13 protein-coding genes are annotated in these 23,205 nt (G+C 64.8%); 8 read left to right on the top strand and 5 right to left on the bottom strand.

Annotated features, from left to right (window positions below; translation table 11 throughout):
- Positions 1-101: 101 nt before the first annotated feature.
- Positions 102-6,155 (bottom strand): translocation/assembly module TamB domain-containing protein, encoded by a 6,054-nt coding sequence (locus LB515_RS25730; RefSeq protein WP_224709381.1) that lies wholly within the window; start codon positions 6,153-6,155, stop codon positions 102-104.
- Between the two features lie 2 nt (positions 6,156-6,157).
- The gene (locus tag LB515_RS25725) at positions 6,158-8,086 is read right to left on the bottom strand and encodes an autotransporter assembly complex protein TamA (protein ID WP_224709380.1); all 1,929 of its coding nucleotides are present in this window, start codon (positions 8,084-8,086) and stop codon (positions 6,158-6,160) included.
- Positions 8,087-8,363: 277 nt separating this feature from the next.
- Here LB515_RS25725 and LB515_RS25720 point away from each other — a divergent pair, with 277 nt between their 5' ends.
- On the top strand, positions 8,364-13,958 hold the full coding sequence (locus LB515_RS25720) for an alpha-2-macroglobulin family protein (RefSeq protein ID WP_224709379.1): 5,595 nt from the start codon (positions 8,364-8,366) through the stop codon (positions 13,956-13,958).
- Positions 13,959-13,969: 11 nt separating this feature from the next.
- Positions 13,970-16,060 (top strand): penicillin-binding protein 1C, encoded by a 2,091-nt coding sequence (pbpC, locus tag LB515_RS25715; protein WP_224709378.1) that lies wholly within the window; start codon positions 13,970-13,972, stop codon positions 16,058-16,060.
- Positions 16,061-16,337: 277 nt separating this feature from the next.
- Here pbpC and LB515_RS25710 read toward each other — a convergent pair whose 3' ends face one another.
- Complete coding sequence (locus tag LB515_RS25710; RefSeq protein WP_224709394.1) at positions 16,338-16,526, bottom strand: hypothetical protein; 189 nt, start codon at positions 16,524-16,526, stop codon at positions 16,338-16,340.
- On the opposite strand from LB515_RS25710, the gene LB515_RS25705 reads away from it, so the two are divergent.
- The 5 genes from LB515_RS25705 (at position 16,453) to LB515_RS25685 (ending at position 21,162) form a co-directional block, all read left to right on the top strand.
- The gene (locus LB515_RS25705) at positions 16,453-17,001 is read left to right on the top strand and encodes a M15 family metallopeptidase (RefSeq protein ID WP_224709377.1); all 549 of its coding nucleotides are present in this window, start codon (positions 16,453-16,455) and stop codon (positions 16,999-17,001) included. The genes LB515_RS25710 and LB515_RS25705 overlap by 74 nt on opposite strands.
- Positions 17,002-17,201: 200 nt before the next feature.
- Positions 17,202-18,230: a sulfate ABC transporter substrate-binding protein gene (locus tag LB515_RS25700; RefSeq protein WP_095768927.1), complete on the top strand. Its 1,029-nt coding sequence runs from the start codon at positions 17,202-17,204 to the stop codon at positions 18,228-18,230.
- Between the two features lie 91 nt (positions 18,231-18,321).
- The gene (cysT, locus tag LB515_RS25695; protein WP_224709376.1) at positions 18,322-19,173 is read left to right on the top strand and encodes a sulfate ABC transporter permease subunit CysT; all 852 of its coding nucleotides are present in this window, start codon (positions 18,322-18,324) and stop codon (positions 19,171-19,173) included.
- Positions 19,166-20,050, top strand: coding sequence for a sulfate ABC transporter permease subunit CysW (gene cysW, locus LB515_RS25690; protein WP_224544882.1), 885 nt, complete (start codon positions 19,166-19,168; stop codon positions 20,048-20,050). Before cysT ends, cysW begins: the two co-directional genes overlap by 8 nt.
- Before the next feature lie 71 nt (positions 20,051-20,121).
- Complete coding sequence (locus LB515_RS25685; protein ID WP_140699331.1) at positions 20,122-21,162, top strand: sulfate/molybdate ABC transporter ATP-binding protein; 1,041 nt, start codon at positions 20,122-20,124, stop codon at positions 21,160-21,162.
- Positions 21,163-21,177: 15 nt separating this feature from the next.
- On the opposite strand, the gene LB515_RS25680 is transcribed toward LB515_RS25685, so the two are convergent.
- Together LB515_RS25680 and LB515_RS25675 are read right to left on the bottom strand one after the other, a co-directional pair.
- Entirely contained in the window at positions 21,178-21,576 is a 399-nt protein-coding gene (locus LB515_RS25680) for a type II toxin-antitoxin system VapC family toxin (protein WP_411969168.1), read from the bottom strand.
- Positions 21,576-21,848, bottom strand: a complete 273-nt coding sequence (locus LB515_RS25675; RefSeq protein WP_224709374.1) for an antitoxin — start codon at positions 21,846-21,848, stop codon at positions 21,576-21,578. Before LB515_RS25675 ends, LB515_RS25680 begins: the two co-directional genes overlap by 1 nt.
- Before the next feature lie 232 nt (positions 21,849-22,080).
- On the opposite strand from LB515_RS25675, the gene LB515_RS25670 reads away from it, so the two are divergent.
- A complete protein-coding gene (locus tag LB515_RS25670) occupies positions 22,081-23,067 on the top strand; it encodes a sulfate ABC transporter substrate-binding protein (RefSeq protein WP_224709373.1) in 987 nt (328 codons plus the stop codon).
- Positions 23,068-23,205: the final 138 nt, after the last annotated feature.

Below are 23,205 nucleotides of genomic sequence, written 5' to 3'. Positions count from 1 at the left end.
AAATCGTCGCGGGCGATTAAATCAATACATTTTATACGGATAACGGCCCCGTCCCCGCGGCGGCCAGCCTGCTGGGCAGACACAGAAGCGCCGGCGCGGCCTCAATATTCGCGTTCGTAGAAGACGCCGCCCTTGGCTTCGCCGGCATCATTGGCCTCGCCGCGCAGCTTCACGCCGCGACCGACATTGAGGTCGATCGTGGCCTTGCCGGAGCCCGGCTTGTCGCCCTTCTGTATGGTCACATAGGTGCGGTCGTTAAGGTATTTGCCGGCCGAAACCGCGGTGCCGCCCTTCTCATCCGTCGTCACGTCGAGATCGTCGACGCCGATTGCGTTGCGCAAGTTGTCGAGCAGCGAGGTCGTGCCGCCGGCGCCTGCCAATTGCGCGGCGGCGTCGGCGAGCTGGGCGATCTGCAGCGGTGACAGTCTGGACATGGATTGACCGAAGATGAGCTGCGCCAGGACCTCGTCCTGGGGCAGCGCCGGCACTGAGGAGAAGTTGAATTTCGGATCGGTCGCCTCGCCGGAAACCACGATTGTCACGGTGGCACTGCTTGTCGTGGTGGTCGCGGTGAGATTGAGGTAAGGCACCAGCGATCCCTGGAACCCGACCGTGCCCTCCGTGAATGTCAGCCGTTTTGCAAGGATCGTTAGCCGTCCGCGCTGCAAGGTGAAAGTGCCCACAGCCTGCGGTGACGACGCCGGGCCGGTTAGTTTGAGCGAGCCGCCGAGCTCGGCGTCGACGCCCCTGCCCTGGATGAAGATCTGGTTCGGCGCGTTGACCGTCACGTCAAGCGTCAGGCCGCTGCCGCCCTTGCTGCTGCCGCTGGACGTTGGCGGGCGCAGCGCCTTGTCCTGTGCCCGCACGGCGCGTGGCGCGTTCTTGTGCTTGACGTTGAGTTCCGAGAGTGACCCGGGCAGCTTGTCCGGAACGGTGATGACCGTCCTCGCCAGATTGATGGTGCCGGCGATCACCGGTGCCGAGACCAGCGGCCCCTTGACGGTCAGGTCGCCGCCGAGATTGGCGGTCACTACCCGGCCGTCGGTGTAGCGGCCATCGCTGAGCTTGATCGACAGGTCGGCCGGGAAGCCTTGCGCCGGCGTGATGCCCACCGTGCCGCTGGCCGACAGGCTGCCGCGCGTCGACAGCTTTCCGGTCAAGCGATTGATCCTGGCGACGCCGCCGCCGATCGAAACGTCGGCGTCGATATCGTTGACCGCCAGGCCGGAACGCGCATCGATAAGGCGCGCGCCGGATGTCGTGACTTTGCCGCTGATCACCGGCGCGGATGCGGGACCGCGCACCTGCACATCGACATTGGCAGTGCCGTTGAGCGCCAGACCTTGCGCGGCGAGCTTGGCGGCAAGGAAGGAAAACGGCACCTTGCCCTTGAAGTCGAGCGCCAAGGTGGGCGTGCCTGCCGTCGCCACCGTGCCGCCACCCTTGAGACCGAGGCCGGCGCCATCGCTGATGTCGGCATCGAAAGCGAGCTTGTTGCCGGCGAAGGTTCCCGACGACGACACATTCATGCCGCCGAGGCCGGCGCCGCGCGTCTGCGAGGTCTGCACGCCGGAAGCGTCGATCTTGAAGGCCGCCGATGGGGTCGCCGGCGCGCCGGTGACCTTGACCGTGCCCGAGACCGAGCCGGCCGCGTCGAGACCCGGCGAGAAACTGTTGGCGAGTGAGATCGGCACCCGAGCCAGATTGGCGTTGATGTCGAGCGTCTGCGCGACCTTGCCCGTCACCGTCGCCGTGCCGCCGCCGAGATTCAGCACCAGCCGGTCGAGCGTCGTCACCCCGTTGGCGATGGTCACGGTCGAGGCCTGCGCGATCGCGGCCTTGATGCCCTGCATCGTCGCCTGGCCCGACGCGAGCTCGACGGTCGTCGTGCCGTTGGCGATCCTTACCCGGCCGGCTGCCTTCGCCGGGATATTCTTGACGGTGGCGCCGCCAGAGAAGCCGGTCCAGTCGCCGTCGCGCTTGAGGTCGACATCGATGCCGGTGACGGCCGTGCCGCCGGAAGTCACGCTCTCGGCGCGTACCGTGCCGGCAATAACCGGTGCTGCCATGTAATTCGCGATCTGCGCGTCGATGGCGACATTCCTGGCGGAAAGATCGCCGCGCTTGATCTCGGAGGTGTTCGCCTTGACGGCGACATTGGATCCGTTGGCTGCCTTGGTAAAAGCGATCGTGCCGCGCACATTGCCCTCGGCTTTTTCCAGCGCCAGCGCGGCCAGCGGCCCGATATCGGGCAAGTCGAGCGAAACGGTGCCGACCGGCACGAAGGCATCGTCGAGAGTGAGATCGCCGGCAATCTTGTTCGGACCGAGCGACAGCAAAAGCCCATTGATCGCGCGGCTGCCATTGGTCGTGGCGAGCACCGCGCTGCCTTGCAGATTCTGCCCAGCGACATTGCCGGTGAGTTCAACATTGGCCGCCGGATTGGCGGCATCGGCCTTGCCGCTGGCCGTAAGCTTCAGTCCCGTGATCTCGCGCGCCGCCACCGAAAGCCGGTCGCTGCTCACCGTCATCGACAGGTCCGGCGTGGTGACCGGGCCTTGCGCGTTCAAGACAAAGGCGATGGCGCCCATGGCGTCTTTCGACAGCCCCGAAACATCGCTCAACGCGCCTCTGATCCCGGCGGCCAGCTTGCCGTCGGCAAGGCTCGCCTGCCCGTCGGCGCTGAGCGCGCCGGAATTCAGTTTCAGCCCGTCGACATTGACATTGCCATTGGCATCGCGCTTCAGCGAGGCGCTCAACGCAGCGCTCTCGCCAAGCATGCCGCGCACCGCCGCCGGCAAGGCTGAAGAGGCGACATTGGCGTTCATATTGAGGTCGACCGAACCGTCGCCCAGCGATATCCGGCCGGCGACCTGGCTGTTGAGTGCATCGCTTCTCAAGGAGCCGCTGTCGACGGCAACGGCATCGGTCGTCAGGCGGCCATTGACCTTGGCCGTGACCTTGCCGGCGATCAGCGGCGCGATCGTCGGATTGTCGAGGCCGATCCTGTCCACCGACACCGTGCCGGAAACCGGACCAGCCCGCCCCCTGAGGTCGAAGGCGTCCGAATGCAGCGCCAGGATGAGGCCGTCGGCCGTCGCCTGGCTGGCGGCAATGGAAGGCAGGATCGCGGACACATCGAGCCGCGCCTGCGTGCTTTCGCCCGCCATCTTTGCCGACAAGGACCGGACGGCGATCTTGATCGGGCTTTGGGCGCTGCCGACGGTCAACGGCAGGCTGGCTCCGGATGAGGTAAGATCGAGAGAGAAATCGCTGGCGCCGTTCGGGTTGAGAGTGCCGGCGGCCTTGCCTGAAATCCCTTCGCCCGAAAGCGTGGCGTGGTCCAGGGCGACGCCGCCCGCCAGCGTGTAGGTACCGGCAGCGTCCAGATCCAGCGGCCCGAGCCCCGCCTGCCGGGTCTGGCTGGTCTCGGCGCCCGCCAACTTCGCGTCGAACTGAATGTCGGGATTGGACGATGGACCCGTGACGTGTGCCGTGCCTTCCAGCGTTCCGGCCCCGTCGAGGCCGGGCACGAAATCATTGGCGAGTGCCAGCGGGAGGTTGGCGAGATTGGCCGTCAGGTCCAGTGCCTGACCGGCGCTGCCGGAAACCGTCGCCGAGCCGCCGCCGAGATTGAGCGCGAGCTTCTCGATGGCGGTCACGCCATTGGTGATGGAGAGGCTGGAAGGCTCGGCGATGGCCGCCTTGATGCCGCGCACCGTCGCCTCGCCGGAAGCGATTTCCACGCTCGTCGTGCCGTTGGCGATCTTCACCCGGCCGGTGGCAGTGGCCGGAATGCCGGACGCCGTGGCGCCGCCGGTAAAGTTCGTCCAATCGCCGTCGCGCTTCAAATCGATGCCGATGCCGCTGATGACCGTGCCGCCGGAGGTCACGCTATCGGCCTTGATCGTGCCTGAGATCGCCGGCCCGTTCAGGTAGTTGGCGATCAGCGCGTTGATGGTGATGGCTTTCGCCGCCAGATCGCCGCGCGCGATCGACTTGCTGGCCGCATTGATGGTGACAGTCGGCGCCTCGCCGTCCTTGGCGAAGGCGATCGTGCCGTTGATATCGCCGGTCGCGCTCTGATTTGCGAGCGCCGCAAGCGGTCCGATGTCGGGCACGGCAAGCGTCAGCGTGCCGAGCGGCAGGAACTTGTCGTCGAGCGCGAGATCGCCCGACACCTTGTTGTCGCCAAGCGCCAGGCTGAGGCCCCTGATCGAGCGCTTGCCGTCGGCCGTCACCAGCGAGGCTGCGATGTCCAGCGCCTGCCCCTCGGCGCTGCCCGTCAGCGAGATTTCGGCCGTGGGATTGGCGATGTCGGCCTTGCCCTTGGCCGAGAGTTTGATGTCCTTCACCGTGCGGCCGGCGGCCGTCAGGCTGGCGCTGTCTGCTGAAACGGAGAAATCCGGCGCCCAGCGCGGGCCGCTCGTGGTCAGCGCGAAATTGACCCCGCCGGCAAGCGGCGTGCCGGCGAGCGACGACAGTGGCGAGACATCGCCCAATGTGCCTTTGACGCTGGCCTGGATATCCGATCCTTGCATGCTGCCGGTACCGCTGGCGCTGAGCGAGCCGGAACTGATCTCCAGCGAATTGGCGGCGAACGCGCCTTGCGGATCGCGCGTGGCGGTGGCCGAGAATTTCACCCGCTCGCCAAGCAGCGAGCTGATCTGCGGCGGCAATGCCTTCGAGACGGTGTCGGCATTCATCTTCAGCGTCATCGAAAGGTCGGCCAGCGCCACATTTGCCGTCAGCCCGGCATTGAGCGCATCGCTGCGCAAGGTGCCTTTGTCGATGGTCACGGTCTCGCGGCTGATCGTGCCGGAAAGATCCGCGGCGAGCTTGCCGGTCACCAGCGGCGCCAGCGTCGCGACATCGGTCTTCAGGCCGGCGGCCGCGAGCCTGATGGCGACCGGGCCGCTAACGGTCTCGACGTCGAAGCCGTCGGAATGGATCTCGCCCGTAATATTGTTGAGCTGCGTGCCGCCGACGGCGACCGAAGTAAGCGACGTGCCGATATCGAGCATCGGCGCCTTGCCCTCGCCGAAGGCGCGCACCGTGGCCTTTTCGACCGCGACCAGGATCGGAACCGAGCTGTTGCCGACATCGACGGTGACCGGCTTGTCCTTTGCGGAGAGCTCGACCGCAAGGTCGCTGGCGCCCTTCGGATCGATATTGCCGGTGGCAGTGCCGTGCACCGCATCGCTCTCTATGATGGCCTGCTCGATATCGATCCCACCCGACGCGGTCGCCGTTCCGGCGAGGTCGAAGCTCGTCTTGCCGGCAAACAGAGCCTTTATCTTCTCCGGCAGGAACTCTTCGAACTGGCCGTCGCCCTTGGCCTCGATGCGGTGGCCCTTGTCAGTGAGCTGGTGCCGGCCGGTCAACTGGCTGACGATCCGGCCGTCGACCATGAAGGTGCCGACGCCGCTCCAGTTGGCCAAAGGCCCGCCGCCGGACACGACGATGTTGACGGGCGGCGCATCCGGCAGCTTGAGCAAGTTGGCGATGATGCCGCCGGCCGGTTCCGACGCCTTGAGGTCGAGGTCGAGCTTGTTGTCGGCCGGCGCAAAGTGGATCTTGGCGTCGACATTGCCTTGCTTGCCGTCATGGCGGCTGACGTTGAGCACGCTTTCGATCGCCAGCGGCGACGGATCGGCCTTGAGCGAACCCTTGGCGGCCAGTTCGGCGATGCCGCTGCCGGCAAGCTCCTGTCCAAGCGCGATCTCCGGCAGGTCGATCTGCTTCACGTCGATCGACACCGGCAGGCTGGATGAGCCACCTTGCGATGGCTGCTGGCTCGGCTGCGGCAGCCGCGCCAGCTCGATGCGCTCGGCGGCTAAGTGATCGGCATTGAAATTCCAGGACAGCAGCGCCGCCGGCGACCAGTCGAGCGCTACCTTGCGCGCCACCATCCAGGGGCCGGCGCGGTCTTCCAGCACGATGTGGTCGACCCTGAGCGCGCCCGACCAGATGCCTTCGATGCCGCTGACCGTCACCTTGCGGTCCTCGCTCGAAGCCACCTTCGAAATCAGGCCGGCAAGATTCTGCCGGCCGCCTTCGGTGTCGGTCAGAACGACAAGCGCGCCGATCGCCACCACGAGCAGCACAAGCAGCGCGTAGAGGCAGATACGGAGGATGCGCCAGACCATCTTCATCGTCAGAACGCCTGGCCGATGCCGGCATAAATGCCGAAATGCGGATCGCCCGGATCGCGGTTGAGCGGCACGGCAGCGTCGATGCGCAACGGCCCGAAGGGAGTAATATAGCGCAGGCCGACGCCGGCGCCGACCTTCACATTCGAGAAATCGGGGAAGGATTTGGTCGAGACGGTGCCGGCATCGACGAAGGGCACGATGCCGATCGTGTCGGTGACGCCGATGCGCATCTCGACCGAGGTTTCGAAGAAGGAGAGACCGCCGATCGGCTGGCCGTTGATATCCTTCGGGCCGATGCCCTGATATGCATAGCCGCGCACCGAGCCGCCGCCGCCGGAATAGAAGCGACGGTCGGCCGGCACGTTCTGCAGCCCGGTGCCGACGATCGAGCCCAGCGTCGCGCGCTCGGCGAGCACGAACCGGCTTGCCGTGTCGAGCGACTGGTAGGTGTAGCCCTCGCCCTTCAGCTTCAGGAACGTCGCGCCATTCAATATGTCGTAGCTCGGCTCGGCATAGGCTAAGAAGCGGAATCCCCTGGTCGGGTTCAGCTTGTTGTCGCGGCTGTCATAGACATATTGCAGCGGCACGCTGGCGATCAGATAGGTATGCTTGCCGAAGGCGTCGGTGATCCTCGAATAATCGAGATCGAATTCGGCCGACACCCGCTGTTTCTTGTCGAGGTCGTAGGAAACGCCGACGTCGCCCTTGACCGAGAAATGGTCGTAGGCATCGGGGTGTTCGAACACCGTCTTTACGCCGGTGAAGAATTTCGACGTCGGCCCCAGCACGCCCGGCTTCTCGAACATGACGCCGGCATTGTAGTTGAGTGCGGAAAGGCTGTTGCTGCCGATGCCGCTGATCGATCCGTCGATGCGTAGCTTCTCCGCCTGGCCGAACAGATTGCGATGCCCCCAATAGCCCTCGAGCCCCAGGCCTTCCGTATTCGAGAAGCTGCCGCCGACGCCGAAATAGCGCGGCTTGCGCTCGCTCACCTGGACGCCGATCGGAATGTTGCCGTTGGCGTCGAGCCTGCCGCCTTCCTTGATCGTCACGCTGTTGAAGACCTCGAGCCCGAGCAGCCGGTCGCGCGCATCGTCGATCTCCTGCGGCGAATATTGCTGGCCCCGTTTCAGCCCGGTCATGTATTCGGTGAAGTCGCGATCGACCTTTTCCGTGCCCTCGACCGTCGTGTCGCCATAGCCGGCGACCGGGCCGGCGGCCACCGTCAACGTCACGTCCAGCGTCGAGCTGGTGTGCTCGGCGACGATCTCGCGGTTCGTGACCTTGGCAAGCGGCCTGCCCTCTTCCTTCAGCGCCCGCACGATCAGCAGTTCGGCCTTGAGCACCGCGCCTGAACCGGCATCGCCGCCGGCGATCAGGCCGAAATCGGCTGCCGCCAACCCCGCCGCATCGCCCTTCAGCCGGATGTTGCCAAGCGTGAATTTCGCCCCGGGGGAAACCGTAATGACCACCGGAATGGGCTGTGGCCCTTTGAACTCGGCATCCGGCGGCAATTCGTCGATCGACTTGCCCTCGATCGTGATGGTGACCACGCCTTCGTAGCGGGCATCGGCGTAGAGGGCGGCGACGAGCTGTTCGCGGTCGCCGCGTGCCTTGGCCATCAGGCCGAGCGACCCCGACACCGGATGATCCTCGTCATTTTTCAGCGCCGAGGCGTTTTCGAGCCTCTTGATCAGATCCTTGTCGGCATCAGGCGCATTGATCATCACCGAGTAGCGCAGCGGATCGACGATGTCGGCATCTTCGTCCTTGGACGAGCCCCAAAGCTTGATGCCGAAAATCTCGAAAGCCGCCGCCTGCCGTACCTCTGCGGTCAGCACGGCCGAGCAGACGAGCGCGAAAAACAGGGCGCGCGGGAGCCCGCGCCCTGGCGCGATCCCCTTTGACATCTGCGTTTCATGCGCCGGCATTAAGACAACCTAGTCGACAAAACTAAAATTGGAATGAAGTTCCGCAACGTTCGTAAAGGGGCCACAATCCAATTGTCTGAAATAGACCGGGCTTGGAATTCACACCTTTTGCATTTTCGCAAGAATGTGTGATCCGTCTCACAGAGGTTCTGTCGAAATACCGGCCTTTGGCCGGCATGGAAACCGTTCGCGGGTGATAAACCTGCGGCGCTCCGGCGTTGACAAGCCTGCACGAAGCTTGATCATGCCCGGACGCTGGCGATGTCTGGAGGGTGGTATGGCAATGCGCGCGGCTCGTGGTCTCTCTTTGCTTCTTCTCATCTTTTTCGCCCTGGGCGGAGCGGCCTTTGCGGCCGAAGCCCGGAGAATCGTGACGACCGATAATTCCGACTATTTCGGCTTCGACCTGAGGTCGGAGCAGAATGTCAGCCTCGACCAGTGCAAGACCGCATGTCTCGGCGATCCCGCCTGCCGCGCCTTCACCTACAACACCAAGGCCAAATGGTGTTTTCTCAAATCCGACTATAACCAGTTGAAATCCTTCACCGGCGCAGTCGCCGGCAAGGTCGCCAATGTCGAGGGCGATCCCGATATCGGCGCTCCGCCGGCACTGGCTTTTTTCCCCAACTGGATGGCCGACCAGGCCCAGCAGTTCCGCAACAAGCTGACCGATCCGGCCTATGACAAGCCGACCGAAGGGCTTGCCGCCCTGCAGGCCGCCGCTGAGCAGGCATCGCTTACCGGCGACCATCGTCTTGCCATGCAGAAATACCAGGCCGCGGTCTCGGTGCTGCCCGATGACGGCGCGCTGTGGCTGGCGCTGGCGCGCGAGACGCTTGCCGTGCAGCCGGCGTCGAACACCACTGAACCTTCGACTTTGCCGATGAATGTCACCTCGGCGGCCTTCAACGCCTACAAGCTGGTGCGCACGGCAAAGACTCGTGCCGAGGCGCTGGCGCTGCTTGGCGCCGGCCTCGACAAGCGCGACCTCTACCGGCCCTCGCTGCAGGCCTATGAGGCGAGCCTTGCGCTGGTGAGCTCGCCGGCCGTCCAGGCCGACTATGCCGATCTCAAGGCGCGCAAGGGCTTTCGCGTCGTCGAGCACACTGTCGATGCCGATTCCTCCTCGCCGCGCATCTGCGCCCAGTTTTCCGAGCAACTGGTCAAGACCGGGGTCGATTATTCGCAATTCGTGACGGTGGACAACGCCGCGCCCAAGGCCGTCGAGGCCAAGGACAAGCAGATCTGCGTCGAAGGCCTGGAACACGGCCAGCATTATGACGTGACCTTCCGCGCCGGCCTGCCGTCGGCGATCGGCGAGACGATCGCCGCGCCCGTCGTGCTGTCGATCTACGTCCAGGACCGCGCTCCCTCCGCCCGCTTCACCGGCGACAGCTTCGTGCTGCCGGCCGGGGCGCGCCGCGGCATCCCGGTCGTCACTGTCAACATGAACGCCGCCAAGATGACGCTCTATCGCATCGGCGATCGTTCGCTGGCGCAGCTTCTGTCCGGCTATCAGTTCCTGCATCAGCTCGACGGCTATGACATTTCCACCATTTCCGACCAAATGGGCTCGCCCGTCTGGTCGGGCACGCTCGAAATCGCCAATGATCTCAATAAGGAGGTTACCACTTCGTTCCCGGTGGATGAGGCGATCCCGCAGCGCAAGCCCGGCGTCTATGTGCTGACCGCGCAGCCGGTCGACGACAAAAGCGACGACTATGGTTCACGCGCCACGCAGTGGTTCGTTGTCTCCGATATCGGCCTTTCCACCTATACCGGCCAGGACGGCCTCAACGTCTTTGCCCGTTCGCTGGGCTCGGCCAAGCCGATCTCCGGCGCCGAATTGACGCTGCTTGCCAGGAACAACGAGATTCTCGGCACGGCGACGACCGACGCCGAGGGTCACGCCGTCTTCAATCCGGGCCTCACCCGCGGCGAGAACGGCATGGTGCCGGCCGTGCTGATGGCCAAGCAGGGCGACAACGACTTCGTCTTCCTCGACATGGGCAAGGCCGGCTTCGACCTGTCGGATCGCGGCGTCGAGGGGCGCGCCTCGCCAGGCGCCCTCGACGTTTATGCCTGGACGGAGCGCGGCATATACCGCGCCGGCGAGGACGTTCACGTCGCGGCCCTCGCCCGCGACGGCGCGGCAAAAGCGGTCGAGAACCTGCCGCTGACCTTCATCTTCACACGACCAGACGGGGTCGAGAACCGCCGCATAATCAGCAATGGCGAGTCCGCCGGCGGCCACGCCGTCGACCTGCCGCTCGAGGCCAACGCCATGCGCGGCACCTGGACGGTGTCGATCTACACCGACCCCAAGCAGTCGCCGGTCGCCAGCCAGATGTTCCTGGTCGAGGATTTCGTGCCGGATCGCATCGAATTCGACCTGACCGCCGACAAGAAGGAGATCGCCCAGGGCGAGACCGCCAACGCTACCGTCGACGGCCGCTTCCTCTATGGCGCGCCGGCCGCGGGCCTCGCGCTGGAAGGCGAGCTGACGCTGTCGACCACCAGTACCTGGGACAGCTTCAAGGATTTCACCTTCGGCCTGGCCGACGAGCAGTCGAGCGAGCCGACCGTGACGCCTCTTGCCAATCTTCCCGTCGTCGGCGACGACGGCAAGGCGACCTTCCCGATCACGATCGACCAATTGCCGTCGACCACCAAGCTGGTCAACGCCAAGGTCAGCGTGCGCATGCGCGAGGCCGGCGGCCGCGCCGTCGAGCGGTCGCTCGATATCGGCGTTCGCCCGCAGCGCGACGTCATCGGCATTCGGCCGGATTTCGAGGGCGATGAGGTGCCGCAAGGCGGAACCGCCAAGTTCAGCATCATCGCCGTCGACCCGAACGGCAAGCGCGAGGACTTGAAAGGCGCCCAATGGTCGCTGGTCAAGGTCGAGCGCAACTATCAATGGTACCGTTCCAACAATTCCTGGAACTACGAGGCTGTGAACCTCACCAAGGCCGTCGCCAATGGCGCGGTCGACCTGAAGGCCGATGGCGAGGCGACGGTATCGCTGCCCGTCGACTGGGGCCGTTACCGTCTTGAGGTCGAGACCGCCGATCCGGATGGTCCCGCCACCAGCTATGAGTTCGATGCCGGCTGGTATGTCGCCTCGACCACCACCGAGACGCCCGACGGCCTTGAGATCGCGCTCGACAAGGACAGCTACGCCGCCGGCGAGGTCGCCAAGCTGAAGGTCTCGCCGCATTTTGCCGGCGAACTTCTGGTCACCATCGGCGCCGAGAAGCTCTTGAAGACCGTTACCGCCTCGGTGCCGGCCGGCGGCAGCACCGTCGACATCCCCGTCGGCGACGACTGGGGCGCCGGCGCTTATGTCACGGCGACCTTGTTCCGGCCCGGCGACGCGCAGGAATCGCGCATGCCGGCCCGAGCCATCGGCATCCAATGGTTGTCGGTCGATCCGGGCTCGAAGAAGCTGGCGGTTTCCCTGACACCGCCCGAAAAGACGATGCCGCGCCAGCAGCTGTCGATCCCCGTTGCGGTCAACGGCGCGCAGGCCGGCAGCAACGCCTATGTGATGGTGGCTGCCGTCGATGTCGGCATCCTCAACCTCACCAACTACAAGGCGCCCGATCCGGAGGACTGGTTCTTCGGCCAGCGCATGCTGGGGCTGGAGATCCGCGACCTCTACGGGCGCCTGATCGACGGCTCGCTCGGCGCCATGGGCAAGATACGCACCGGCGGTGATGGGGCGAACATGCAGGCGCAAGGCAGCCCGCCGACGGAAAAGCTGGTCGCCTTCTTCTCCGGCCCGGTCGAGCTCGATGCCAATGGCAAGGCCCGGGTCGATTTCGACATTCCGCAGTTCAACGGCACCGTGCGCATCATGGCCGTCGCCTGGACCAAGGATGCGGTCGGCAATGCCCAGACCGACGTCATCGTTCGCGATCCGGTGGTGATCACCGCCGGCCTGCCGCGCTTCCTGGCACCGGGCGATGCGGCGACCATGCGCCTCGAAATCGCCGACACCGACGGCCCGGCCGGCGACTATGCACTCTCGGTCACCACGACCGGCGACCTGTCGACCGGCGACACGCCACTGCCCGAGAAGCTGACGCTCGCCCAGGGCAAGCGGCAGTCGCTCTCCTTCCCGCTGGTCGCCAAGACCGCGGGCGACGCCTCGGTCGCGGTCAAGCTCGCGCATGCCGATGGCACGGAAGTCGAGCAGACGCTCTATCTGCCGGTGCGCCCGGCGCAGCTTCCGGTCACCAACCGCATGGTTGTCGACCTGAAGCCCAATGGCGGCTCGCTGCGCGTCGACAAGGAACTGCTTGCCGCAAGCGTGCTCGACGGCGCTTCGGTCAGCGTCGGCGTCTCGCAGTCGTCCGCGCTCGACGTGCCGTCGCTTCTGATGTCGCTCGACCGCTACCCCTATGGCTGCGCCGAGCAGACCACCAGCCGCGCCATGCCGCTGCTCTATGTCAACGACATGGCCAAGAGCATCGGCATGGAGAGCGATCCGGACCTGCGTGGCCGCATCCAGGACGCCATCTACAAGGTGCTGTCCTACCAGGCGGCAAGCGGCAGCTTCGGCCTATGGGGCCCCGGCTCCGGCGATCTGTGGCTCGACGCCTATGTCACGGAGTTCCTGACCCGGGCGCGTGAGCAGAAATACGATGTGCCGGCGCTGGCCATGAACCAGGCGCTCAACAACCTGCAGAACGCACTCGGCTACGACCAGGACGTCCAGGACAAGGGCAGCGAGATCGCCTATGCGCTCTACGTGCTCGCCCGCAACAAGAAGGCCTCGATCGGCGACCTGCGCTATTATGCCGACACGCAGCTCGAAGCCTTCTCCAGCCCGATGGCCGTCGCCCAGTTGGCGGCAAGCCTGGCGCTCTATGGCGACGCGCAGCGTTCGGAAGCCACCTTCCAGACGGCGCTCAGGCTGGCGAAGTCGGAAACCGACTACGACTACTACCGCTCGGACTACGGCTCGCGGCTGCGTGACGGCGCGGCGATGCTGGCGTTGGCGGCGGAATCGAAGCCGATGCCGAGCATCATGCCGCAGCTGATCAAGCTGGTGGGCGTGGCACGCGCGGACGCCCGCTGGACGAGCACGCAGGACGAATCCTGGATGCTGCTGGCCGCGCGGGCGCTGAAGGAAGGCAATGATTCCATCACGCTTTCCGTCAACGGTGCGCCGCACTCGGGCGGCTATTCCGACCAGGTCGCCGGCAGCAACCTTGTCGACAGCCCGCTCACCATCGCCAATACCGGCGCGACGCCGCTGCAGGCGGTGGTGACCGCGGTCGCCGCGCCGGTCGAGCCGCTGCCGGCCGGCGGCGACGGCTTCACCATCGCGCGCACTTACTACAAGCTCGACGGCACCGAGGCCAATGTCACCGAGGCCAAGCAGAACGAGCGCTACGTGGTCGTGCTCAAGGTCTATGAGCAGAACAAATGGCCGTCGCGGCTCCTGATCACCGACCTGTTGCCGGCCGGCTTCGAGATCGACAATCCGAGCCTGGTTTCCAGCGCGCAATTGTCGAACTTCTCCTGGCTGGCGCAAACCGACGCCGCACATCTTGAGTTCCGCAACGACCGCTTCGTCGCCGCTTTCAATCCGAACGAAGGCGACGGCGACCGCAACATCACGCTGGCCTACGTCGTGCGCGCCGTGACGCCGGGCACCTACGCCCATCCGGCGGCGACGGTGGAGGACATGTACCGGCCGCAATACTCGGCCCGCACCGCCACCGGCGTGATGGAGGTGAAGGCCGAAGTAGCGATGACAAGGTCGCCGATATCTCCCTTCTCCCCGTCTCCATACCGGGAGAAGGGGCCGGTTGACCCTCCGAAGCTGCAGCGTAGCTGCTGCGAAGGACGGGCAGGCGGGTGAGGGTCAGCGCCATGCTTTCCAGGAAATTTCTCAGACGCACCGCGATCGCAGGTCTTTGCCTCGCCGGCTTGGCAGCGCTTTCCGTCGCCGCGCTCTGGGAGCTCGACCGCGCTTTCCCGCCGCCGCTGCCGGCAAAGCTGACGGTCTCGACGGAGGTGCAGGACCGCGACGGTCAGCTGCTGCGCGCCTTCGCCACGCCGCACGGCTATTGGCGGCTCGAGACCCGCCTCGACCAGGTCGACCGGCAATTCGTCGACATGCTGGTGGCTTACGAAGACAAGCGCTTCTGGGATCACCGCGGCGTCGATGTCCTGGCGCTTTGCCGTGCCGCCGGCCAGCTCGTCACCAGCGGCCATATCGTTTCCGGCGGCTCGACCTTGTCGATGCAGCTCGCCCGGCTGATCGAACCGCGCGACGGCCGCAGCCTCGGCTCCAAGATCAAGCAGATGCTGCGCGCCATCCAGATCGAACGGCGGCTCACCAAGCAGGAAATCCTCGAGCGCTATCTGACGCTAGCGCCTTATGGCGGCAATCTCGAAGGCGTGCGCGCCGCATCGCTCGCCTATTTCGGCAAGGAGCCGAAGCGGCTTACGGTTTCGGAAGCCGCCCTGCTCGTCGCGCTGCCGCAATTGCCGGAGAAGCGCCGGCCCGACCGCAATCTCGGCATTGCTCATGCCGCGCGCGACCGCGTGCTCACCCGTATGGTCTCGGCCGGTCTGCTCGGCGAACGCGAAGCCGCGCGCGCCGCGCTGGACGACGTCTCCGGCCTGCGCAGAAAATTGCCGACGCTGGCCGCGCATGCTTCCTATGCCATGCTGCCCAGGGCCGTGCCAGGCAAGCCGCTGCAGCTCACCATCCGCAAAAGCGTGCAGCAGGGGCTGGAACAGGTGGCAAGGGATGCCGCCAGGAAGCTCGGGCCGAAACTTTCCGTCGCCATGGTCATGGCCGATGCGCGCACCGGCGACATTCTGGGCGAGGTCGGCTCGGCCGATTTCTTCGATGCCAGCCGCTCCGGCTGGATCGACATGACCAAGGTGGTACGCTCACCCGGCTCGACGCTGAAGCCCTTCATCTATGGGCTGGCCTTCGAGCAGGGGCTGGTGGCGCAGGAGATGATCATCGAGGACAGCCCCGCCGATTTCGGCGGCTACCGTCCGAAGAATTTCGACATGGGCTACCAGGGCGACGTCTCGATCCGCCAGGCGCTGCAATTGTCGCTCAATGTGCCGGCGATCCGCGTGCTCGACGCTGTCGGCCCCGCGCGGCTCACCGCGCGCTTCCGCCAGGCGGGCGTCAACCCGATCCTGCCGGTCAACGAAGCGCCGGGCCTGGCGATCGGACTTGGCGGCGTCGGCGTGACCTTGCGCGACCTGGTGCAGCTCTATACGGGGCTGGCCAATGGCGGCAAGATGCATACGCTGCGTGACGGCACCGAGCCGGCCGACGCCGAGCGCACCACCGCCACCATCCTCGAAGACCAGGCGGCCTGGCAGATCAACGACATCCTGTCCGGCGTGAAGCCGCCGGAAGGCGCCATGCAGCGCGGCATCGCCTACAAGACCGGCACCTCTTACGGCTATCGCGATGCCTGGTCCGTCGGCTTTGACGGCCGCTACGTGCTGGGTGTGTGGGTCGGCCGCGCCGATGCCAGCCCTGTCCCTGGCCTGTCGGGCTATGTCTCGGCAGCACCCATCCTGTTCGAAGGCTTCGTCCGTTCCGGTCTTGCCGGCGTGCCGCTGCCCGGCCGGCCGCCGGGCGTCTTCAACCCCAAGCGCGAGGAATTGCCGGTGACGCTCGCCCGCTTCGGCGCCGGCGCCGACGGTCTGGTGCAGGCCACCGCCACCGAGCCGGCGCCGACCATCATCTTCCCGCCCAACGGCGCCCGCGTCGACCTCGGCACCAATTCGGCCGATGCCACACCGCTGGTGCTGAAGCTACAGGGCGGCCGGGCGCCGTTCCGCTGGCTCGCCAACGGCAAGCCGCTCGCCGGCATCGACCGCCGCCGCACCGCGACCTGGCAACCCGACGGCGCCGGCTATTCGACGCTGACGGTGATCGACGCTGTTGGGCGGGCGGCAAGCGTGAAGATTTTCGTTGAATAGGATGCGGCAAGCGATTCAGGGGATGGCGTTTCTCGGCGTGATATCCGGCGCGAGGCCCCCCTCTCTGGCCTGCCGGCCATCTCCCCCTCAAGGGGGGAGATTATTCGCTTCGTGGCCTTCGCTAATCTTCAAAGTTGGAAAGGCGGGCCCAGCGCCGAAACTGCCAATCTCCCCCCTTGAGGGGGAGATGCCCGGCAAGGCAGAGAGGGGGGCCTCGCACCGACTTTTGTCGAGAGCATTCTTCGCAGCGCTTGCGCTAGCAATCGCGAGCCCTCTCTCAGTCCGCGCCGACCCCCTGCCCGCCGGCTTCGTAAGGCTCGCCGATATCGACCCGACCATTCGCCAGGATATCCGCTACGCCGGCCTGGAAAATTTCCTGCACCGCAAAGCCGATGGCTAATGAGGCGCCGGTCTGCATCCTTACCGCGCAAGCCGCGAAGGCGCTCTCCAGCGTCCAGAAAGCCATGACCGCCAAAGGCCTGACGCTGGTCGTGTTCGACTGCTACCGCCCGGCGCGAGCGGTTGCCGATATGGGCAGGTGGACAAGAGAAGGCGGCCGGCCTGACCCGCAATGGTATCCGACCGCCGAGCGTGGCGATCTCATCGCCAAAGGCTATATCGGCGAGTTCTCCAGCCATTCTCGAGGTTCGACGGTGGACCTTGCCATCGCCGAGCCCGGCAATAAAAGCGCGGTTCATCCGGCCTGCGGTGCGCCGGACGGCGACACGCTCGACTTCGGCTCCGGTTTCGACTGCTTTGACCCAAAGAGCGAAACCGCTAGCGCCTTGATCGACGCCGAAGCCACCGCAAACCGCAAGACGCTGCTGATCGCAATGCGCGCCGCCGGCTTTCGCAACTATGCGCGTGAATGGTGGCACTTCACCCTGGCCAAAGAGCCTTTCCCAAAACAGCGCTTCGATTTCCCGGTTAACGCCAATTGACGCGCCCGGGGTTGTCATCACCCTGACCGCTTCTAATTAGGGCCGGCGGATGAAGCCCTGCGGCCGCTGGCTGAGGAAGTTATTTCCTCAACCGGCCTAAGCTCGGCGAAAAATTGCTTCGAGGAGATGAAAAAGGCAACATTCAATGCATCTAAATTCTATAAACTCGGTAGAGTTCGTGCAGTTCAACGGAGGCCGGAATGACCAAACCTCATTTCAGGAAACTGCTCGGCGCGCTGGTCGCCACGTCTGTCCAGTTCGGCACGCTCGGTTTCGCGTTTGCCGACACGACCATTCTGAATGTGTCCTATGACCCGACACGTGAACTCTACAAAGCTTATGATGAGGCGTTTGCCGCGCACTGGAAGGCTGAGACCGGCGAAACAGTCACCATCCAGCAGTCGCATGGCGGTTCCGGCGCGCAGGCCCGGGCGGTGATCGACGGCCTCGACGCCGACGTCGTCACGCTGGCCCTCGAAGGCGACATCAACGCCATCGTCTCAAAGACGAAGAAGATCAACCCGGATTGGCGCTCGAAGTTCGAGAACAACTCGGCACCTTACACCTCGACCATCATCTTCCTGGTGCGCAAGGGCAATCCCAAGGGCATCCACGACTGGAGCGATCTGGTGAAGGACGGCGTCCAGGTGATCACGCCGAACCCGAAGACGTCCGGCGGCGCCCGTTGGAACTATCTTGCCGCCTGGGCCTACGCAAACGCCAATGACGGCAACGATGAAGCCAAGACCAAGGAGTTCGTCGGCAAGCTTTATGCGAATGTTCCGGTCCTCGATACCGGCGCGCGCGGCTCGACGGTGACCTTCGCTCAGAAGGGCCTGGGCGACGTGCTGATCGCCTGGGAGAATGAAGCCTATCTCGCGCTCGACGAATTCGGCGCCGACAATTTCGACATCGTCTACCCGCCGACCTCGATCCTGGCCGAGCCGCCGGTCGCGGTCGTCGACGCCAATGTCGACGCCAAGGGCACGCGCAAGGTCGCGGAGGCCTATCTGGGCTGGCTCTATTCCAAGGAAGCGCAGACCATCATCGCCAAGAACCACTATCGCCCGGCCAAGCCCGACCTGGTGCCGGCCGAGGACCTTGCCAAGCTGCCGGCAATCAAGCTGGTCACCATCGACGACCCGCAGTTCGGCGGCTGGAAGAAAGCGCAGCCTTACCATTTCGGCGATGGTGGTATATTCGACCAGATCTACAAGCCGGCGCAGTGAGGCCGGACGGCCGGTGAGCCTCGGGCATGCCGGCGGACCGCAACTGCGCAAAGCCATTCTGGTTTGAATAGAAGGGACGATCCAGAACAGCATGACCACAGCACCCGCCAAGGCGGGGTGGCGATTCAGACAGCCGAGTGTCATTCCGGGGTTCGGATTGACGCTCGGCTTCTCACTTGCCTACCTCACGCTCATCATCCTCATCCCGCTTTCGGGGCTGGTCTGGCGCTCGGCAGCGCTCGGCTGGGCCGATTTCTGGGCGATCGCCGTCGACCGACGCACCCTCAACGCGCTGAAGATAAGCTTCGGCACCGCCTTCCTGGCGGCTGTCGTCAACGTCGTGTTCGGCACCATCGTCGCCTGGGTGCTGGTCCGCTACCGCTTCCCTGGACGCCGCATCGCCGACGCGATGGTCGACCTGCCCTTCGCCCTGCCAACGGCCGTCGCCGGCATCGCGCTCACCACGCTCTATGCACCGAACGGCTGGATCGGCCAGCTTTTGATGCCGCTCGGCATCAAGGTCGCCTACACGCCGCTCGGCATCGTCGTCGCGCTGGTGTTTATCGGCCTGCCCTTCGTCGTGCGCACCGTCCAGCCGATCATGGAAGAGATCGACAAGGAGGTCGAGGAAGCAGCCGCCACGCTCGGCGCCAGCCGTTTCCAGATCATCACCCGGGTGCTTTTCCCAGGCCTGGCGCCGGCGATCATCACCGGCTTCTCGCTCGCCTTCGCGCGCGGCGTCGGCGAATACGGCTCGGTCATCTTCATCGCCGGCAACCTGCCCTTCAAGTCCGAGATTGCGCCGCTTCTCATCGTGATCAGGCTCGAGGAATACAATTACGAGGCGGCGACTGCGATCGCCGCGATCATGCTGGCGCTGTCCTTCGTGATGCTTTTGGTGGTCAATCTCGTCCAGACATGGAGCCGCAAGCGCTATGGCTGATCCCGAGATCAAATCCTACGAGCCGCATCACGAGAGCCAGTCGGCCGCGGTGACCGAAAGCCGGCCCGTCAAGGCCGTGCTGATGGCCATCGCCTTCGCCTTCCTTGCAGTCTTCCTGCTTTTGCCGCTGATCGTCGTCTTTCATGAGGCGCTTGCCAAAGGCATCGGCGCCTACACGGAAGCCCTTTCCAGCCCCGATACGCGCTCCGCCATCCGTCTGACATTGCTTGTGGCGGCGATCTCGGTGCCGCTCAACGTCGTCTTCGGCATCTCTGCCGCCTGGGCCATCGCCAAGTTCGAATTCAAGGGCAAGGCGTTCCTGACCACGCTGATCGATCTGCCCTTCTCGGTCTCGCCGGTCATTTCCGGCCTGGTCTATGTGCTGCTCTTCGGCGCGCAGGGGCTGCTCGGCGCCTGGTTGAAGGCGCATGGCATCGTCATCCTCTTCGCCGTGCCCGGCATCGTGCTGGCCACCATCTTCGTCACCTTCCCCTTCGTCGCCCGCGAGCTCATCCCGCTGATGCAGGAACAGGGCAATGGCGACGAAGAGGCGGCGCTTTCGCTGGGCGCCAGCGGCTGGCAGGCCTTCTGGTATGTGACGCTGCCCAACGTCAAATGGGGACTGCTCTATGGCGTGCTTCTGTGCAATGCGCGCGCTATGGGCGAGTTCGGCGCGGTCTCGGTGGTTTCGGGCCACATACGCGGCCTCACCAACACCATGCCGCTGCATGTCGAGATCCTTTATAACGAATACAACGCCGTCGGCGCCTTTGCCGTCGCTTCGCTGCTGGCCGGCCTGGCGCTGGTGACGCTGGTCTTGAAAACGCTTTTGGAGATGCGCTACGGCGCCGAGCTTGCCGCGACACGCGGACACTGAACACTACCTGTCGCCCGAGAGTGCCTGGCAGTTTGGGAACACCGACAGCATCAACGAACCGAGGGATTTGCATGGAAGTTCGCGTCGTCAACGTGCGCAAGGAGTTCGAGCGGTTTCCAGCGCTCCACGACGTATCGCTCGACATCAGGTCTGGCGAGCTCATCGCGCTGCTCGGGCCATCCGGCTCCGGCAAGACGACTCTGCTTCGGCTGATCGCCGGCCTGGAACGGCCGACCAAGGGCGCGATCTTCTTTGGCGACGAGGACGCCTCGCAGAAGTCGATCCAGGAGCGCAATGTCGGCTTCGTCTTCCAGCATTACGCGCTGTTCCGCCACATGACGGTTGCCGACAACATCGGCTTCGGCCTGAAGGTCCGGCACGGCGCCGCAAGGCCGTCGGGGCAGGAAATCCGCCGCCGGGCGCTGGAACTGCTCGATCTCGTCCAGCTGTCGGGACTGGAAAAGCGCTATCCGGCGCAGCTTTCAGGCGGCCAGCGCCAGCGCGTCGCGCTCGCCCGCGCCATGGCGATCGAGCCCAAGGTGCTTCTGCTCGACGAACCGTTCGGCGCGCTCGATGCGCAGGTTCGCCGTGAGCTGCGCCGCTGGCTGCGCGAGATCCACGACCGCACCGGCCACACCACCGTCTTCGTCACGCATGACCAGGAAGAAGCGCTGGAGCTCGCCGACCGCGTCGTGGTCATGAGCCAGGGCCGCATCGAGCAGGTCGGCACCGCCGACGATATCTATGACACGCCGAACTCGCCCTTCGTCTACTCCTTCATCGGCGAGTCGAGTTCTCTGCCGGTCAAGGTCGAGAACGGCGAGGTGTGGATCGCCGACCGGCCGATTGGGCTCTCGGCGCCGCACGCGCCGTCCGGCGAGGCAGTCCTCCACTTCCGTCCGCATGACGTCGACCTGGTCGACGGCTGCAGCGGCTGCATCGCCGGCACGGTTGCCGCCAGCCGCCGCGTCGCCGGCACCAGGCGCGTCGAGCTCGAGATCGGTGGTGAACGCCAGCGCGTCGAGATCGAGCTGCCGGTCGACCATCCCGCGGCGCAGAAGAGCCGGGTGGCTTTCAGGCCGCGACGCTGGAAGCTTTTTCCGGCGGCGTGATCGTCGCGTCGAGCGCTATTCCAACCAGTTCTCGAGCTTCAGCTTGCCGATCCGGCTGAACTCGGCCATGTTGGCCGTCACCAGCGTTAGGCCTGACGCGCAGGCGTGAGCAGCGATAAAGAGGTCGTTGTGGCCGATGGTCTCGCCCCTGCCTTCGAGTTCGGCGCGCAGCGCGCCGTACTCGGCATCCGCCGGCACATCGAGCGGCAGCACCGGAATCTCGGCCAGCAGTTCCTCGACCTTCTTGAGCAACTTGGCCGATCCCTTCCTGGCGCAGCCATACCGCAGTTCCGAAGCGACGACGATGCTGGTGCACACGGCAGCGTCCCCCTCGCGCGCCATGACAGCGGCGGCCTTGCCGGCTGGGTTTCGGATCATGTCGCTAATGATGTTTGTGTCGAGCATGAACCGCATCAAAGAATGTCCTCGGGTCCGACAGGACTATCCTTGATCTCGGGGAAGTCATCCTCAGGACCCAGCGGGGCTTCCTTCGCCCACTGGGCGAGCAGCGCCGTGAGACCTGATTTACGAATGGGCTCGATAACAAGACGGTCGCCCTCGCGGCTGATCAGGACCTTGTCGCCGGGGAGTTCGAACTCGACTGGAATCCGCACCGCCTGGCTGCGGTTGTTGCGGAACAGCTTTGCCTCTTTCGGCGGCGTCGCTGCATGGCGTTGTTGGCTCATCACGGTATTCCCTTGTATATGCCATATGTATATGCCAAGGCGCCGAAGCGCAATCTTTTTGCCTATGGATATCGCTCCACAATGACTCTTGCTGGAAAGAAATCCTAACAACCGACTGTTCCGGCGGTGACTTTTTTCACCTGACGCCGTCTAGCCGGCGCGCGTGTCTCGCCGCTCAACAGCGCCACGGCTATCATCGGCCATTGCCATATTTTCCTCGGAGTCCGTTTTCATGAAGCGTCTGTTGCTCGGCATCGCGGCTGTTGCCGGTCTCGTCCTCGCGTCCTCCCAAGCCTGGTCGGCCGACAAGCTTTTGAATGCATCCTATGATGTCGGCCGCGAGTTGTTCGCCGACATCAACAAGGCTTTCATCGCCAAGCACCCCGGCGTCACAGTCGATCAGTCGCATGCCGGCACCTCGGCGCAGGCGCGCGCGATCGCCGAAGGTCTTGGCGCCGATGTCGTCACCTTCAACCAGGTCACCGATGTCGACTTCCTGGTCAAGAAGGGCCTCGTCTCGGCCGACTGGCAGAAGAATTTCCCGGACAACGCCTCGCCCTTCTATTCGCTGCCGTCCTTCCTGGTGCGCGCCGGCAATCCCAAGCATATCAAGGACTGGAACGATCTGGTGCGCGACGACGTGCAGGTGATCTTCCCGAACCCGAAGACATCCGGCAATGCGCGCTACACCTATCTCGCCGCCACCGCCTACGCCAAGGAAGCCTTCAAGGGCGACGACGCCAAGGTGAAGGAGTTCATCACCAAGCTCTTCAACAACGTGCCGATCTTCGACACCGGCGGCCGCGCCGCCAACACCACTTTCGTTCAGCGCGAGATCGGCGACGTACTGATCACCTTCGAGTCTGAGACGCGCGGCATTCGCAAGGAGTATGGCGACGACAAGTTCGAGCAGGTCACGCCTTCGGTCAGCCTGCTGGCCGAGTTCCCCGTAGCGGTCGTCGACAAGGTCGCCGACGAGCATGGCAGCCGCGATCTCGCCAAGACCTATCTCGACTTCCTCTATACGCCGGAGGGCCAGGAGATCGCCGCCGGGAACGGCTTGCGGGTTCGCGACGCGACGGTCGCCGCCAAGCACAAGGCGGACTTCCCGGATGTCCGGCTGCTGACCGTGGAGGAGGTCTTTGGCGGCTGGGACAAGGTGCAGAAAGAGCATTTCGCCGCCGGCGGGCTGCTCGATCAGGCCTACGGCAGCCGTTGAAAAGCTCCGCAATCAGGAAGAGCAGGAAAGCCGGCTTTGCCGGCTTTCTTCATGTAAGCGGGGCTGCATGAGTTCGCGGGGAAATCCCAACCCCCAATGTGAAAAACGTTACGAAGAATCAACGCGTTTGTGCCTAAG

The organism is Mesorhizobium sp. CA15, assembly GCF_020165215.1.
GTDB lineage: Bacteria > Pseudomonadota > Alphaproteobacteria > Rhizobiales > Rhizobiaceae > Mesorhizobium.
Note: the sequence above shows the minus strand (reverse complement) of the source record. Positions and strands in the feature narration are given on the sequence as shown.